Below are 15237 nucleotides of genomic sequence, written 5' to 3'. Positions count from 1 at the left end.
CGTTCTAGCTGTCACCCAAGCGCCCGTGTTAACAGGCGCCAGATCATGACACACTATGATTTAATTTATTCGATATGGACTATCGCCTTAAAGCTTGATTTCGTTACTTTTTCAATACTGATAAATTCAATTGCTGCAGTATCAAAATCAAAGAACGATAACCCCTCATCTCGACGAATGACCTGATCTCTAGGAATGATACACTTCACTTTCCCCTGCTCATCTACAATATGAACATATTGGTATTTGACTATTTGAATCCGCCATGTCTTGCCTAACACCTGGTCAGCTATCGACTGTGATTCTTCCTGAGATTTTTTCAATGTACTGAAGCCAAGCGGATAATTTCTCAATATTCGTCTTGTACTTTTTTCGTCCAACATAGAAGGCGTATTACTAGTTTGTACTACGGTTTCCCTCTCAGCTTCATGCCCAATAAAAAATTGTCCCATAATTTCAAATAACGAATACACACCATCCGGCACATGCAATGGAAACTCTACATTATCTATGGCAGCGATGCCAGCTTGAACGGTAAGCTCTTTACCTTCTACATTACGATTCGCGAGCCGATTCACCTTTTGTACTTCTCTCTTCAAAATATTTTCATGCAGCTTTAGATTTTCCAGTAGCCCATCTACAAATAGCCATGCAAAGGAGTAGGTTCTGTAGGACTGATATGCGATCTCGACAGCAGCACTGGCAAGTACCGAAGGATAAGGACAGATCTCTTCACACTGAGTTTTGTATTCCTCTCTTAACTTGGCGTATTCTGCGCTAATTGCTTTCCGGGTATCATTATCCCGTTCCCATTTTTTTAGTTCATTAAATTGCTTTCGACGATAATCAATTGTTTTTTTCTTCTCATTGTATTCTTTATACAGTGGCTCAATATGCGCTAGGTAGTTCAAAAACTTGGTCTGACTAACTTTACTCATGTCCTGTATCAGTTGTCTCGTACTTTCTATGCCTAAAATAGACTGATCCAGTTTGCCATCTTCCATCTGGAACTTGTCATCTATGTACTTCTCTGCCTTGACGCAAAATTGATTAAACGGCGATTTCGTCGAGTGCTGATAATCCTCTGCCTTGCCACCATTAACAAAACGAAAGAAATATGGCATCTGGATAGCCAGACGATCCAGCACATATGGAATCTCTACTTCCAGTCCATTTTTGGTCGCATCAATAATTTGGCCTTGGAGAAATTTTAAAACTGAGTTTTCCAAGACGCGTGCTTGAAGGCTCCCTTCCTCCAAAGCCAGATTCTGAAAATACGTATTCACATTCGTGCATCTACCAGTTAGATTATGTAGACTTTTTAGCTCCATCTTAACGATGCTGTCTATATGATTCGGTACTGGAGCAGCTACTTTTTTATCCTCTTCATTAATAATGGTAGGGGCATCAATCACGGCTGAGAATATGGTGGGATCATTGGTACAGAGAGCCGTATCTCCGTCCACATCTCCTAGTCCAAGTCTTGCCAGTGTTAAATCACAACAGTTCAGAACAATCACATTATCTAAATGACGTATATATCGGTTATGTACTTGTACAAAATCTAGCTTACCGACTTCATTAAATATCGTTAACGGTGAACGGAATAGCGTATGTATTCCACGTTTCCGATTCATAAAAGCCTGGTTCTTCTTCAGTACGCCTATAACTGGTTTTCCACTGGCATGCTCCATAAATGCAATCGGATCATTAGTTAGATAAAAGTAGCTGCCACGAATCGGGATACGACCTTTCAACATATCCTGAACTTTCTGCATCGCTTGCTTCACGATGAATTTACGGACATTACCGTCATACAGCATCAATTCATTCAAATCGATAGCTTGGATGATTTCATTGATAAACTCTTTCTTCTGACCTCGTTCTATTTCATCTTCCTGTTCGTCGGGTTCATCATCTACATCTTTGGGTTCATCGTCTTCTTGGACTAGCATATGTAGGAACGCTTTTGTGTACGCAATATCTAGAAGCCACTTTCCATGGGTGTCATTCTTTTGTCCATGTAGTACACGTTTGATGACATCCATTAGAGGCGTAGCTAATTGATATAAATCGTTCAGTGTAAGATTCAGCGCATGAATATACTGGTATGTCAGTGGTGTGTAGGCGTTCATCTGGTACGCTGGTTTCGCATAGTTCGCTACCCAAAAGTGATTATGATTATGTACTTTCAGTAATGCTTCATATTCCGCTATATTTTCAAACAAACATTTAGGCTTAGCTTCTCCCTCGCTGTATTGATGCCATGCTTTGAAGCAGGATTTGGTGAGGATAAGATCAATAGGACGACCCTGTTTGTCGATGATGGGTTGTGATTCACCAAAAACATCCTTTATCTCTGTCACGTTGTTTTCCTTAAACCATTTCAACAGATCGAAACGGATAAAGTTACCTTTGATATATGGTAGTCTTCCCTGAACTGCATTAGGTGAATAGGATAGGTTCAGATGTTGTCCAATACACTCTGCAAACTGGAAGCTCATTAAACCTTGACCATCGAAAAATTGGACATTCTCATTTTTATAACTTGGATACTCTACTCTCTTGAATCCGATGGACTCTTCATTAATCGCTATGATTGGGATTTCTTCTGTTTGCTCGATGGAATAGCAAGGGTATAATTCGTCATTATACATAACCGAACGAGCAGGAAAAGAAATTGCTTCTAGCTTCACTCGACGATTCTGTTTATTCCATCCGTTGAAAGTTTTATATTCATTTTGATCAGGATCAGACTTTGTACGACCATTCCACGAGATCGTTTTATTCGGTATACGTTCTAACTTATGTAATTTTTCCTTGGTTGATTTTAATTCTTTCTTGGCTTTGAAATATTCACGTTGCTTCGTCTTTTCATCGAATATAAACTTCTGTTGCTCCAAATCTTCAGCACACTTTTCCACTTTCCATACATCCTCAATGATCGTATCTTTTTCATAATCGGGAATGACGACAATACGAGGGATATAAGGGACTGATTGTGCCGCTGAACGACTCACACCAAGTGCTGCTTCCCACTTATGGATGTTGGTGAGTGGCGGCATTTTGCCTAGTGTAATGCGCCGATACAGATCAGCAACATACTTTTCTTGGATAAATTCCGTTCGCTGTGTACGTCCCATAGCAGGTGACTTAATCGAACGGACATACTTCCTTCCATTATAATAGATTCCATCTCGTAACATCCGTTCAAACAAAGCAAGTTGCGATGGATCGTCTTCGTCAATTTGATCAGCTTTGAGCATAAAGATGACTTCGGTAACATCGATGGAAGGATCACGTTCTGCTATGACTCGCTTGAGTTGATCGAGATAGATACTGTTCGATACGGTGATGAGACGAGTGCTGAATTGTGGTGCGTTAAGTTGGTCACCTACATGAGTGATTTCATTGAAGCGGAATAGCTTGATTTGGTATTGATTGCGTGTTGGATTACTGGACAAATTTTGACCTCCTGTTTAGTGATTTGGATGATAAGATTTTGAACGTTCATTCTTGATGGTAATTTGTTTCTGTGCGCCAAACAGAAACAAACGTTCGTATTTATTGTATCGGATATATGTTTGTACTTCAAGGAGAATTTGGAGAATCATTTATATAGAGGACAAGACTTCAAAGAGAACAGAAAAACCGAGGACGATATGCCCTCGGCTGTCTAAAATGTAGATGAACAAGTTGAAATGATAATATCTATTTCGCACTTTTTTGATATAGATATCAAGATTTGGGATTTTTTCATAAGGGATTGATCGAATCCACAAGACTGATCTGTTTGGACATTTTGATAAGCCCAAAAATAATGTATTGAACCATTCATTTGAGACTGGAGCTTTGTGCCTCACCAGGAAACTGTAGAATTCAAAAGGTGTTTGTTGGTTTTAAGTCACATCTAATATTTACCTCCTCCAGATGAATGTTTACTCTGCGGTATTGCCTCTTGCAGTTCTCCTTGCATCTGAATCTGCTGTAGCCGCGCTGTACTTACATCTGCTAATTGATCGATGGCACGAATATGCTCCTGCAATCGCGCTTCAAAAGATGGTCTAGCCCAGTCTGCTACGTGATAATGCATTCCTTTTCTCCTTTCTTGGCAGGTTTCTTTGTAAACTGTGGGTGGTATTCTGCAAATTAAATGTTTTAGGATAAAGAACTACGCTACCACATAGCTAGATACGCTGTAGCACTGCCAGATGCCGATCTAGCCACTTTTTGCAAGCCAGCAATTAAAAAAATCACGCCTAGCACGGATCGCCGTAATTTCATCCTTGATAGCCTTACGGCGTTCCAGGCTTGTTTAAGATTGGATATGTTCTAGCGCTAACTTACAATGAAATTGTGACAATTCGACAAGTTTCGCCATTGTTGTATCGTCAATTTCCAACTTCCACAACGGCACATGAGGATTTAATTCAGATGGATACAAGGTTGCGTTCATGTAGCACGCTCCTCGTCTTATGACTTAATTTTGTGAAATATTAACTCTGTTTGATACCATCTTTTACTGCTTGCTTGATTCTTGCTTCAGCCCAGTGTCCTACGATATTACTTAGCACAGCAGGCGTTGTTCCTTCTAACACAGGAAGCCCTGTCTGTTGGTCTACAACAAGTACTGCGAACTTCGTAAAATGATCAACCTCTACTGTGATCGAATTTCCACTTGTCTTACTGCATTTCACTTCCACCCATTCTTTCTTCCCTTCATCGAAATAGAAGATAGCAACCCCTTGACCGCTCTTCACATTACTCGCATCGAAAGCAGTGATGAAATTACCCGGAATGTTTTTCAACACCTCATATACCGAGCTTGCAAGTATTGAGAATAATATAAATCAATGAATTCTGACACAAATATGATACAAGCTAACCGTTCTACCCGAACGACTGTGATTGGTCTTCATTAATCTTAATTCAGAATACCCATATTCATCATCAATACTTGTGTCTGATGAAAGCAAAGGTGCAGTATAATCGTAATTAGCCACATGCGCAGAATATCTTTCCCAGAACGAATTGAAGTCCGCAATTTTGACGTAAGATAGGCATACATTGAATTTATTGCCTGAAGTATCGTATGAAAAAATCTTATCCAAATGTTCGTTAATGTAGTTTGTGCTTAAAGAACTAAGATTCATTGCTTCAATAACAGTAAATGGTAGTCCATCTTTTGACACGAATATATCAAGTTCACCAGAATCTTTGCCCGACGAAGAACTTCCTCGCCTAGTTTGGTCTTTTATGGTATAACCGATAGCCCCAAGTATGTCACCGATATAATCGTTACGCTGATCTTCATTTGTATTAGAATAATGCTTTCTTGCTTGTAAAGTTAAACAAGCTACAACTAGATTTTTGACAAAGGCTTCTTGCGAATCGAGGTTTCTTATAAAATTCATAGAAAGATCTTCGTGGCTGTTTTTTATTTTTATCACAAATACATTTTTCCCATAAATTTCTATATTTTCGTATTCCACTTCGAGTTCAAAGGATATAAGGCTTAATGCAGTCGCGATAGGTTCTTTAGCTAAATCCTTAGTCGCAAAACTTAACCCATCAACCGCATAGTTATTGATAAGCTTAGATACACCCATCACGATATACCCATATTCTTCGGAGTTGTCTAATGCACGCAACATAAGCAAAGCCAATTCATACGGCTTTAATTCCATTCCTACACCGACTAGGTTCTTAAAAGATGTTGAACCTAACAACGTACTGATTGTATGTCTATCAATCATTATGCTTTAAACTCCTTAATGGAATCTTATTTACTCCTGTCAATTTCAGTATTCTGCCAAGAGTGATCTTTTTGGGGATTGGATCAACTCCATCCTCCACCCACAACTCACAGTCTTTATCGAAATCTAGCAAATCTATTTCCGTATCGTAGTACAAGATTATTTGTTCAAAATCTGAAGGTCTAGCAATAATGTAAATTTCTTGTTCGAATTTACGAACTCTAAAAATCGTATTCGCTGTATTTTTTATAAGCTGAAGGTTGTTTTTATCAAAATCATAATCATCATGTTCATGCAAAAAGTTTACAATATTAGTTCTTGAGCGATTCAGAATATCTTTAACGTAACTAAAAACCTCAGGATCACTTTTGGAATAGTGGATTTGAGCAGAACCAAAAACATTTTTTGACAGTGCTTTGTAAAGCTCTTCTTCTGATGATATGCCCCACTGAGCAAGCAGTTCTTTTGAAATGCTGATAGTTTCGCTCCCGGCAGATGGTTGAGATGCAAGTATATTAGCCAATTCATTTATATCAGCTACATTGTATCTTTTTAAAATTTCATCATACTGTTCTGACTTTGCCATACTTTCAGCAATTTCTTCATCGTCATAGAACCAATGAAGGTTTTCTATAAGTTCTTTAAAACACTTACTAACTCTACTATCTTTGCGATTGTCCCTAATCCATGCGCAAGTGTTTCTAAATGTTTCTCTAAGCTCGAAATCGTTTAGTCTTATTGATTTATTGTTATTTCTAACATAGTCAGTGATTGTTGGAGCTATAGTTTCAAGCGATATAGTTCGGTTTAAGGGTAGCTCAATTGCAATGCCTTCAAACAACATTTTTTTCCTTACGTCATTGCCTGAATACATAGCCGCCTCTTTTAGAATTTCATTAAGACTTCCGTCGTCAAAAAAGATTTCACTCTTACACATAAAATCCCCAACTTGATTTGGTAATACAGCGTATCTATCAAGTAAGTTTTCATCCTCACATATTCTGAAATGGTTTGCCAATTTCGAAACCCATCCAGCTACTTCTCTGTCATTTTGAAAGTCATATTGCTCAAGGACACTACTAATAGAGGCACAGTCACTTAAATCTATACAAATCTTCTCCCTCCAAAACTTTAATGCATCGGAGAGCAGTTTATCATTAAGATAATTTACTCTGCTGTATTGATCAAAGTAATTTGGATATAGGCATTTAGCAATATCCACAAATTCGTTTTGCTTATCATTTTTTCCTGTACGAAGATTGGTGATTGCTTTATAAAATTCAAGTTTTGTTTCTTGATCAATTGGGGTTTGAATAAGCTCACTAAATACATTATTCAAGTTAAATTCTTGCAACCCTTGCAGATAGTCTTTTGAGACCCTATTATCAAGCAATCTTGCTCTGAAATTAATACCTGCAATTAAGGCTATATCCTTATATACTTCACCGATATTTTTTTCAGCATATATTCTATCCAAAGGTAAAAAATCTCCGCATTGGTTAGGAAGAATGGATGGATTTAGCCCTAATTCAGCAATGAACTTACTTGAATTATGATATAGAAGAATAATTAAATCGTTAAGCCATTTTATCGAATCACTTATCGAATCACAACCCAAACGAGTACTCAGGGTCACCAAATTACCGCAGTCCTCAACCTCTTTAATTAGATCAACAATGCCAAAATTGCGGCACTCCACCCACAATGAGTTGTACCAGTTTTCGATTTCATCTTTTCGGGTCATCTTCGCAGGCATCAATATATTTGACAACTCCCAAACTTTACTTCTATATTCAGGAGTTTCATCTTTCATAATCAAAATGCTTGAGGTGCCCAAAACATCATAAAGAGAACAAATTTCATCCAAACTATTATGAATGAAAGTAGTTGTTTTTATATGCTCTTTGATTGGATGAATAAGAATCTTCTCAACCCAATCTGAGTCGAGCCAATTTTTTTCGGATTGTTCAGAAATCTTAACAATATTATAGAGGTCTTTGTAACCTTCCTTTGCAAAATAGTCAAGCATATCGTTATATAGGTTTATTGCTTTTATAATTCTGTTTCTGTTATCTTCTGAGTCACCACCTGAACGCTCGGAATGAATCAAGGGGATGCCGTCACGAGGCTCTGTGGGATTAAACAATGGACTATTTACAACTACTGGAAATGAGAAGTCATGAGTGCCTAGTAAGGGGAAATCGCAAAAAATCCGTGGCAATTCCTTATGTAGACCAATTAAATGTTTTTCATTTGTACTGTTTTTTTTAATTTCTACAGCGATCGATACCTCATCATTCGACTGCACAAAGACATACCTATTTTCAAAAGTAGGATTTTCACCTTTTGATTTTGCGATTTGCACCTCGGTAACATTAGCAGATTCAAGGTCTACAGTGAATCTTCCCCCTCTTCGAATCACTCTTTCATAATTATCCATGCTAACGGTTATTGAACTTAACTCTGGCACAAATGCAAATACATATGGAATAGAAATCAGAAGATTTTTTAGGCCTGACTTTGCTGTTTCTATCCCTACTCTATCCAATTCGTAAACAAACTTTGTATTCATTTGACTCTCATTAACAGTACATTCTGTTCCGTTGTCCAGCATATCACAACTGTCACTTATGGCATTCATGATTGATGTTTTGTCTTGTCCAGTCCTGTCTAATAACGTCTCGAAAGAACGAGGGCTTTCATTATCATCTTGTAGATATCCATGCACCTGAACTTTTTCAGAAAGCAAATGAGTCGTCAAGAAACCCGTTCCAAATTTACCAGTAGATTTCTTTTTGTTCTCAGCGGTCAATGAGCGTTCTTTTGTTGAAACCTGCTCAATCAAAAAAACTATGTTTTCAGTCGTAAATAATCGACCATTATGGTTAAATTCAATAGTTTTATTAACTTCGCTAAATTTAATCTCGATATCAACGAATCCACTTGCATTCACGACATCCTTAGCGTTTTGAATCAACTCCCATATCCATCTATACGATGTATCTGGACCATTGCTGTCTTTAAGGGCCTTGAGCTTATCGATAATTTTTGTTGCAGATTGAGCCTCGCTTGCACCTTTACGCAATTGTTGGATTTTCTCACGAAACGTCATAAACTATCTACTCCCTTGTAATAAAATAGCCTCTCGGCATTCGACGAGACAGATGGGGCGAGGGTTTCTTTGATCCATCCAAACTCGCATCCTCCTACGTTGTAGGGGGATTTTTACATGTCCTTACTTATTTCATTCTGGGAAATCTTCTGTATTTCTTTGTGGTTTATTTCAAGAAACAGCTTGACATTCTATCATTTACACACGTGCTATAACTACAATAAGCATAGACCATTTAGGTTTCAAACTCCAGAAATTTTTCCCATTTTCAACAATAAGAAAGACTCCTGCAAGCGACAGGAGCATCATTTTTAATTAGTCCTATAGACCTTATTCAATTAATATATTCATCTGATCTCGTACCCCAACACCATATACCTATACCTGATAAACTGGAAAACTTACTATTGTTCGGACGAACAACTCTACTATTGATTATATAAAACTATTCTCCATCCGACGAACGGAAGCCTCATCAAATGCCCTGCGCTAAATTAATTATTTTGGTTATAACAAATATAGCCCGAACTTTAGAAGCTTCGGGCAAAGTAGCTATTTATTAAAGCAGGTAAATGTGGCTCCAATCACTACTCCCTAACCAACAACACACAGCACTCCACTTGCCTCGTATATGTAAATAATATTTGTTCCCGCACTCAACCCTAAAGCGTTTTTTTGAATGCAGGAACATATTCAAATTACCCTCAATCCCTCGTACATCAATGCTTTTCCTCTCGATATATTACTACCACGCACTCCACGTGCACCGTATGCGGAAACATATCTACGGGCTGCACTTCCACAGTACTATACCCGCCATCCTCCAATATCCTTAGATCCCGTGCCAGTGTGCTTGGATTACAGGATACATACACCACGCGCTCTGGCTTCATCTCCAGAATGGTATCGAGCAGGCGTGGATCACAGCCCTTACGGGGCGGATCGACGACGATAACGTCGGCGGTGATGCCTTGCTCTTTCCATGCAGGAATGACGTCTTCGGACGCGCCTACCTCAAATTTCACATTGCGCATTTCGTTCAACAGCGCATTACTCCGTGCATCATCGATGGCTTCTTTGACGATCTCAACCCCATACACCTGATCCGCATGCTGAGCGAGGAACAAAGAAATCGTGCCGATGCCGCAATACGCATCAATTACCGTTTCTTTGCCCGTGAGCCCGGCATATTCGACGGTTTTGCTATACAGCACTTCCGTTTGAACCGGATTCACCTGATAAAAGGATCTCGCGGAAATCGCAAACTGGACGTTTCCAATGTAATCGTAGATCACGTCACATCCCCACAGTACACGAGTCTCGTCGCCAAAAATAACGTTCGTTCGCTTCGTATTCACGTTCTGGCATATGCTTGCCACGTGTGGGATATGCTCACGGATACTGCCGATCCACGCATCTGCATGCGGGATATCTCGCCCATTCGTCACGAGCACCAGCATCATTTCACCTGTGCGAAAAGCAGTCTTCACCACAACATGGCGCAGCAGCCCACGTCCGGTTTCTTCATTATATGCGCTGATGCCGAGCATTCGGCCAATCTCTTTCACACGTGCGACAACTTCGTCATTGCGTTCATCCTGAATGAGACAGGTGTTCATATCCACAATGCGATGGCTGCCACGTGCGTAGAAGCCGCCGACAAGCCCACCTTCGGTGACACCAATCGGCACCTGGGCTTTGTTGCGATACCGCCACGGCTCACTCATACCGAGTGTAGGATGCACGACTACACCTTGTACACGCGACATGCGGTCTGCATTTCCATCCGCAGATGCAGCCAAAACCTGTCCAGTATGCTCACTGGACTCCGTAACCACACTCAGCTTCCCGATACGCTCCAGCACATCCACCACATGCTGGCGTTTCCAGCTGAGCTGCGCTTCGTAGCTCATATGCTGGATCTGACAACCGCCGCATTGATCGTAGATGGCGCACGGAGCTGCAATCCGGTCGGGGCTAGCCTGCGCAATATCCAGCAGCTTGGCATAGCCGTACTGCTTTTTCGTTTTCAACACCTTTACTCGTACCTTTTCCCCCGGTAACGCACCCGGAACGAAAAGCGTAAAACCCTCAACACGTCCTACACCCTCGCCATCGTGGTTCATGCCGATGATGTCTATCACGGCCTCATCGTTCTTTTGTACAGGCAGATCGGTACGCTCTGCACTGGATCGAATACGATTGGATGGAGTTGCTGTTGCTGCATTCCGGCGGCTTTTTCCACGTCCGCTACGGTTATTCGTCATGATTGTCACTTCTTTCTGATCTTCTTTTTATGCGGTATTTTCTTTCGGACGTCTAATTTGAACGTTCATCTAAACATACAAACATCAACTCGAAAATGCCGTTACTCCCCACGGAGAACGGCAAGAACCAATATGTTCACACAAAAAACAACTACCTACTCTGCATTCCATATACTATATTGCATTGCCGCCCGGAAGCGGAAATATTTCCTCATCATTCCTCACCGGAAAACATTCAAATGATGCGGTAAATTCCGGAAAGTCGCTGGCAAAGTGCCCCCCAGTTCGCCATCCAGATTAAGCTGGACATAGCCGGGTGAGGTCACTTCCATGTAATCTGTTTTAAAATAAACAATCTTCTTATCCTGCAAATGCTCACCACGCAGCGCAAGGGTTACCAATCGGATCATTTCCGCCAGATTGCATTTCCGTACAGCGATGACGTCGAGCAGTCCATCATCTATTGTCGCCCCAGGAGCAAGCTTTTCAAACCCGCCCACCGAATTCGTATTCGCAATCAGGAAAAGCATAAACTCGTCGTGAATCACTTCCTGACCCGATGCCTTGATGATCAGCTCCTGTGGGGCAAGGCTGACCATCTTCTCCATACCTTTAAAATAATACGCCAACTGGCCAATCATCGTTTTTAGCTTGCTCGGAACCTCATACGTAAGCTCGGTTAAAGTTCCCCCGCCTGCAATGTTGATAAAGTAGCGGTCGTTCGCTTTTCCGATATCCAGCGGCTTCGGATTTTGACGAATAACGAGGTCGCAATAATCCTCCCAGTGCTTGGGGATGCCCAGTGCTCTGGCGAAATCATTCGTCGTCCCCAGAGGAAACACACCTAGGGGCGGGCGGTTTTCTCTTTCAGCCATCCCGTTAATGACCTCATACAATGTACCGTCGCCACCAGCGGCGATAATCATGTCATACCCACGCTCAATGGCCTCTATTGCGGCACGCGTTGCGTCTCCTTCACCCGTAGTTGCATGGCAAGAGGCTTCAATACCCCCTTCATCCAGGCGCTGCAAAACATCCGCAAGACGACGCTTCATTTCCTCACGCCCAGAGGTCGGATTGTAGATTAATCTAGCTCTTTTCATTCCGTTACGCCACCCGTATATTTAATGATATTTATATTCACATAGCAGTTCATCACATTCAGTCTGTACAAAATATCATCATACTGGAAAAAGACCTCTTTTACAATAAAAGAAGCCAGACTTTGCCCAAATAAGGAAATTTAAGGCTAAGATGACGCTATAGCCGAACCAGACTACCTATGACTTTACCTTGCTTGCTTCTGCACACTTTGCAATAATTCACGAATTTGTCTATCCATCCAGCTTGTGAGCAAAGGATGCGGTAATAAAGGGTCTCCTGAATAACGGTATTCGAGTCCCTGCAAGCGTTTAGGAATCATACGACTTGTAAAATATCCCGAACTCAAAAATAGCGGTGCCACAATAACATCATGACCCCGCTCTTGATTCCAATACGCTGCCTTGTCGTACACACTCTCGGGATTTAGCAAAGCGTGGTCCGTGATGATACCGCTCACGCTTTGCACCGTACGGGCCAACGAAGAAATCCCCTGCTCCCACCGCTGAAAAAAGCCGTTGTGCACACTGCCGTGACCTACGAGTAAAATAACCTCTCTCGCAGGGTCGGAAGATAGCGGGCAAACCTTGTCCCACACCATGCGAGCAACATCTTCTCCGTCATCCAGTGGGCTGCCAAAATGCACTCGCGCCTTCATTCGAAATGGCTTCAAATCTGTCTCTTTGTCCGGCGCATCTTTGACACCCAGCGCATAGCTAATCTCATCTACATGCGTACTGCCTGATGACACAAACAGAGGTATAACCAATATATCTGTTACACCCAAGGCTTCCAGACGGTCAATACCATTTTGAATCAATCTTCCTTTAACCGTTTCCAAAAATGAAACCTCTATCGGCGTTTCTTCCGACAAATGAAGCTTCGCAACTGCCTGATCCACCTGTTCCACCCAATATGGCTCCCTAGAGCCATGGCTGATTACCAGTATCCCAGGGCTCCGCATTAGCGTCCCAGACGTTCCAGAGTCATTTTGTACCCGTCATTACCATAGTTCAGACAACGTTTAACACGTGAAATGGTAGCTGTACTGGCCCCCGTCTCTGCTTCAATCTGATTATATGTGCTGCCTTTGCCTAGCATACGGGCAACCTCTAGACGTTGGGAGAGGGATTGAATTTCATTAATCGTGCACAGATCATCAAAAAATACATAGCACTCTTCCAAATTTTTAAGAGTTAAAATAGCTTCGAACAATTGATCAATACTTTTATCATTAAGCTTTTTAAGCTGCATGGATTATCATCTCCCAAGGTTACGATCTCTCCTCATTGTACCCGAGGAATAGTCGGTTTTTCAAGCATTAACGGTTTCACGCATTACAGAACAACATTATGACCATAGAAACGTACCGTACGAATGCCCAAATCCGCTTTTATACCTGATTTCGGGACACGCGCCTAAACCCACTGTGCGTTTGTAACATACAGTAGAGTATCAACCTGCAAAGGAATGTGATCTCATGCCTGGACACTACTATCATCGGAGGCCGCTACAGCGTTCCCTTTCCGATCCGTATAGTTCATCTCCTTATCCCGGACTCGATCCATACAACGAGGTTCCGCAAGCCGGTTCTTCCGGGCTGGTTCCTTACGAGGCGCCAGCGAGTATTACGGATTCTGCCGTGGTCACACCAGACCCGGTTCCAGCCAAAGGAGGACTGCTTGGGGGGCTTGGCAACCTCGGTAATCTCAACGAAATCAAAGGCTTCATTGACCGTATGGGTGGCATTGATGGAATTGTTGCTACGGTCGGCAAGGTGCAAAAGGTTATGTCTAGTGTGCAGCAATTTGCTCCAATGGCGAAGCTGATTATGGGCTCGCTCCCAGCATTCGGCAAATCCGCGAGCAAAAATTCTGCCACCGATATCACCGAGGAATTGGATGAATACACACCACCACGCCCACGCCGGAAAAAGACGCAGCGCAAAAGCACCACTACCCCGCGCAGACGTCCGCGCAAGCGCAAAAGAAAGTAGATTATACTATTTGAACCAGCCTCGGCGCATAAACCAGACCACCATTGCAACACTCAACAAAAACATGAAGAACAGTACGCCAAAATATCCATATTTCCAGGTCAACTCGGGCATATTCGAAAAATTCATACCATAAATTCCTGCAATCAGCGTCAAGGGCATAAAGACGGTCGTAATTACGGTCAGCGTCTTCATAATTGAATTCATGCGATTGGAATTGAGCGATATATAACTGTCCCTCAGGTCGGCTGTCATCTCGCGGTCGGCCTCCAGCATGTCTGTCAGCTTCAATAAATGATCATATATATCGGTAAAATAAGCCATATGATCTCCTTGGCCCTGCACATGCTGCGAATTCAAAACTCGGTACATCAGATCACGCATAGGCACGATGGTACGGCGTAGCTTGAGCAGCCTGCCACGCAGGTCAAACACCTGCTTCATTAATTCCTCTACGGATTCGCGACCGCCCAAGCCCTCCAGCTCGGCCAATTCATCCTCAATCATAAAAAGGCTGGGAAAATAGTTATCTACCAGCTTGTCCATCACCGTGTAGGCTGCAGACAGCGGCCCTCGCGACCATATTTTACGTTCATTCGCATGCTGGACAATCCGCTCCCAGGCTTGATCCAGCTCCTCTAACTCATGATGGTGATATGTAACCAAAAAACGACTGCTAATAAACATATCCACTTCTTCCGCAGCTAACGTATCTACATCAAGCGCATGCACGACCAGAAACTGCACATCCTCGTAATAATCCAATTTGGGACGTTGCAGAACATGCATACAATCCTCCACAGCCAATGGGTGAAAATGAAAATAACTCGTCAGCAGCTCCGTCTCTCGATCTGTAGGCTCGCTAAAATCTACCCACATCCATATGTAATCCTCCATGACGATCTGATCCAATGGTTTTCCCACTGTTACCTGATGATCATGACCTATAGTCAATGTACGTATCACCGTACGTCCCCCTCGCTTACACTTCGCGTCTGTTATGTT

The 15237-nt window shown here is 41.9% G+C and carries 11 protein-coding genes; 1 reads left to right on the top strand and 10 read right to left on the bottom strand.

Translation table 11 applies throughout. The features are described 5' to 3' along the window. Positions 1-65: 65 nt before the first annotated feature. From WA407_RS18840 to WA407_RS18800, 9 genes are all read right to left on the bottom strand, one after another. Positions 66-3464: an RNA dependent RNA polymerase gene (locus WA407_RS18840; protein ID WP_336078086.1), complete on the bottom strand. Its 3399-nt coding sequence runs from the start codon at positions 3462-3464 to the stop codon at positions 66-68. Between the two features lie 446 nt (positions 3465-3910). Continuing rightward, positions 3911-4093 (bottom strand): hypothetical protein, encoded by a 183-nt coding sequence (locus WA407_RS18835; RefSeq protein ID WP_322158534.1) that lies wholly within the window; start codon positions 4091-4093, stop codon positions 3911-3913. Between the two features lie 403 nt (positions 4094-4496). Beyond that, the gene (locus WA407_RS18830; RefSeq protein ID WP_336078082.1) at positions 4497-4760 is read right to left on the bottom strand and encodes a hypothetical protein; all 264 of its coding nucleotides are present in this window, start codon (positions 4758-4760) and stop codon (positions 4497-4499) included. Between the two features lie 90 nt (positions 4761-4850). Beyond that, positions 4851-5756: an RNA-binding domain-containing protein gene (locus tag WA407_RS18825; RefSeq protein ID WP_336078080.1), complete on the bottom strand. Its 906-nt coding sequence runs from the start codon at positions 5754-5756 to the stop codon at positions 4851-4853. Continuing rightward, complete coding sequence (locus WA407_RS18820) at positions 5749-8868, bottom strand: ATP-binding protein (RefSeq protein ID WP_336078078.1); 3120 nt, start codon at positions 8866-8868, stop codon at positions 5749-5751. The genes WA407_RS18825 and WA407_RS18820 overlap by 8 nt, the downstream gene beginning before the upstream one ends. Before the next feature lie 719 nt (positions 8869-9587). After that, a complete protein-coding gene (rlmD, locus tag WA407_RS18815) occupies positions 9588-11135 on the bottom strand; it encodes a 23S rRNA (uracil(1939)-C(5))-methyltransferase RlmD (RefSeq protein ID WP_336078076.1) in 1548 nt (515 codons plus the stop codon). 221 nt (positions 11136-11356) lie between these two features. Beyond that, positions 11357-12238: a diacylglycerol kinase gene (locus tag WA407_RS18810; RefSeq protein WP_013308843.1), complete on the bottom strand. Its 882-nt coding sequence runs from the start codon at positions 12236-12238 to the stop codon at positions 11357-11359. A gap of 185 nt (positions 12239-12423) precedes the next feature. Further along, positions 12424-13200, bottom strand: a complete 777-nt coding sequence (locus WA407_RS18805) for a sirohydrochlorin chelatase (protein WP_254329594.1) — start codon at positions 13198-13200, stop codon at positions 12424-12426. Beyond that, the gene (locus WA407_RS18800; RefSeq protein WP_007428885.1) at positions 13200-13490 is read right to left on the bottom strand and encodes a YerC/YecD family TrpR-related protein; all 291 of its coding nucleotides are present in this window, start codon (positions 13488-13490) and stop codon (positions 13200-13202) included. Before WA407_RS18800 ends, WA407_RS18805 begins: the two co-directional genes overlap by 1 nt. A gap of 226 nt (positions 13491-13716) precedes the next feature. Between WA407_RS18800 and WA407_RS18795 the strand changes: the two genes are divergently transcribed. After that, positions 13717-14232 carry a hypothetical protein gene (locus tag WA407_RS18795; RefSeq protein ID WP_061830840.1) on the top strand — a complete coding sequence of 172 codons (516 nt, stop codon included), beginning with the start codon at positions 13717-13719 and terminating at the stop codon, positions 14230-14232. 6 nt (positions 14233-14238) lie between these two features. On the opposite strand, the gene corA is transcribed toward WA407_RS18795, so the two are convergent. After that, positions 14239-15198: a magnesium/cobalt transporter CorA gene (gene corA / locus WA407_RS18790; RefSeq protein ID WP_061830842.1), complete on the bottom strand. Its 960-nt coding sequence runs from the start codon at positions 15196-15198 to the stop codon at positions 14239-14241. Between the last annotated feature and the right edge of the window lie 39 nt (positions 15199-15237).

The organism is Paenibacillus sp. 203 (genome assembly GCF_037027525.1).
In the GTDB taxonomy this organism is placed as follows: Bacteria; Bacillota; Bacilli; order Paenibacillales; family Paenibacillaceae; genus Paenibacillus; species Paenibacillus polymyxa_B.
This window is presented reverse-complemented; position numbering and strand designations above follow the sequence as displayed.

Excerpts from the sequence above, each read along its gene's own strand:
- WA407_RS18795 (WP_061830840.1), top strand. The coding sequence starts at position 13,717 with ATGCCTGGACACTACTATCATCGGAGGCCGCTACAGCGTTCCCTTTCC.
- WA407_RS18825 (WP_336078080.1), bottom strand. The coding sequence starts at position 5,756 with ATGATTGATAGACATACAATCAGTACGTTGTTAGGTTCAACATCTTTT.
- WA407_RS18820 (WP_336078078.1), bottom strand. The coding sequence starts at position 8,868 with ATGACGTTTCGTGAGAAAATCCAACAATTGCGTAAAGGTGCAAGCGAG.
- WA407_RS18800 (WP_007428885.1), bottom strand. The coding sequence starts at position 13,490 with ATGCAGCTTAAAAAGCTTAATGATAAAAGTATTGATCAATTGTTCGAA.
- WA407_RS18805 (WP_254329594.1), bottom strand. The coding sequence starts at position 13,200 with ATGCGGAGCCCTGGGATACTGGTAATCAGCCATGGCTCTAGGGAGCCA.
- WA407_RS18835 (WP_322158534.1), bottom strand. The coding sequence starts at position 4,093 with ATGCATTATCACGTAGCAGACTGGGCTAGACCATCTTTTGAAGCGCGA.
- rlmD (WP_336078076.1), bottom strand. The coding sequence starts at position 11,135 with ATGACGAATAACCGTAGCGGACGTGGAAAAAGCCGCCGGAATGCAGCA.
- WA407_RS18810 (WP_013308843.1), bottom strand. The coding sequence starts at position 12,238 with ATGAAAAGAGCTAGATTAATCTACAATCCGACCTCTGGGCGTGAGGAA.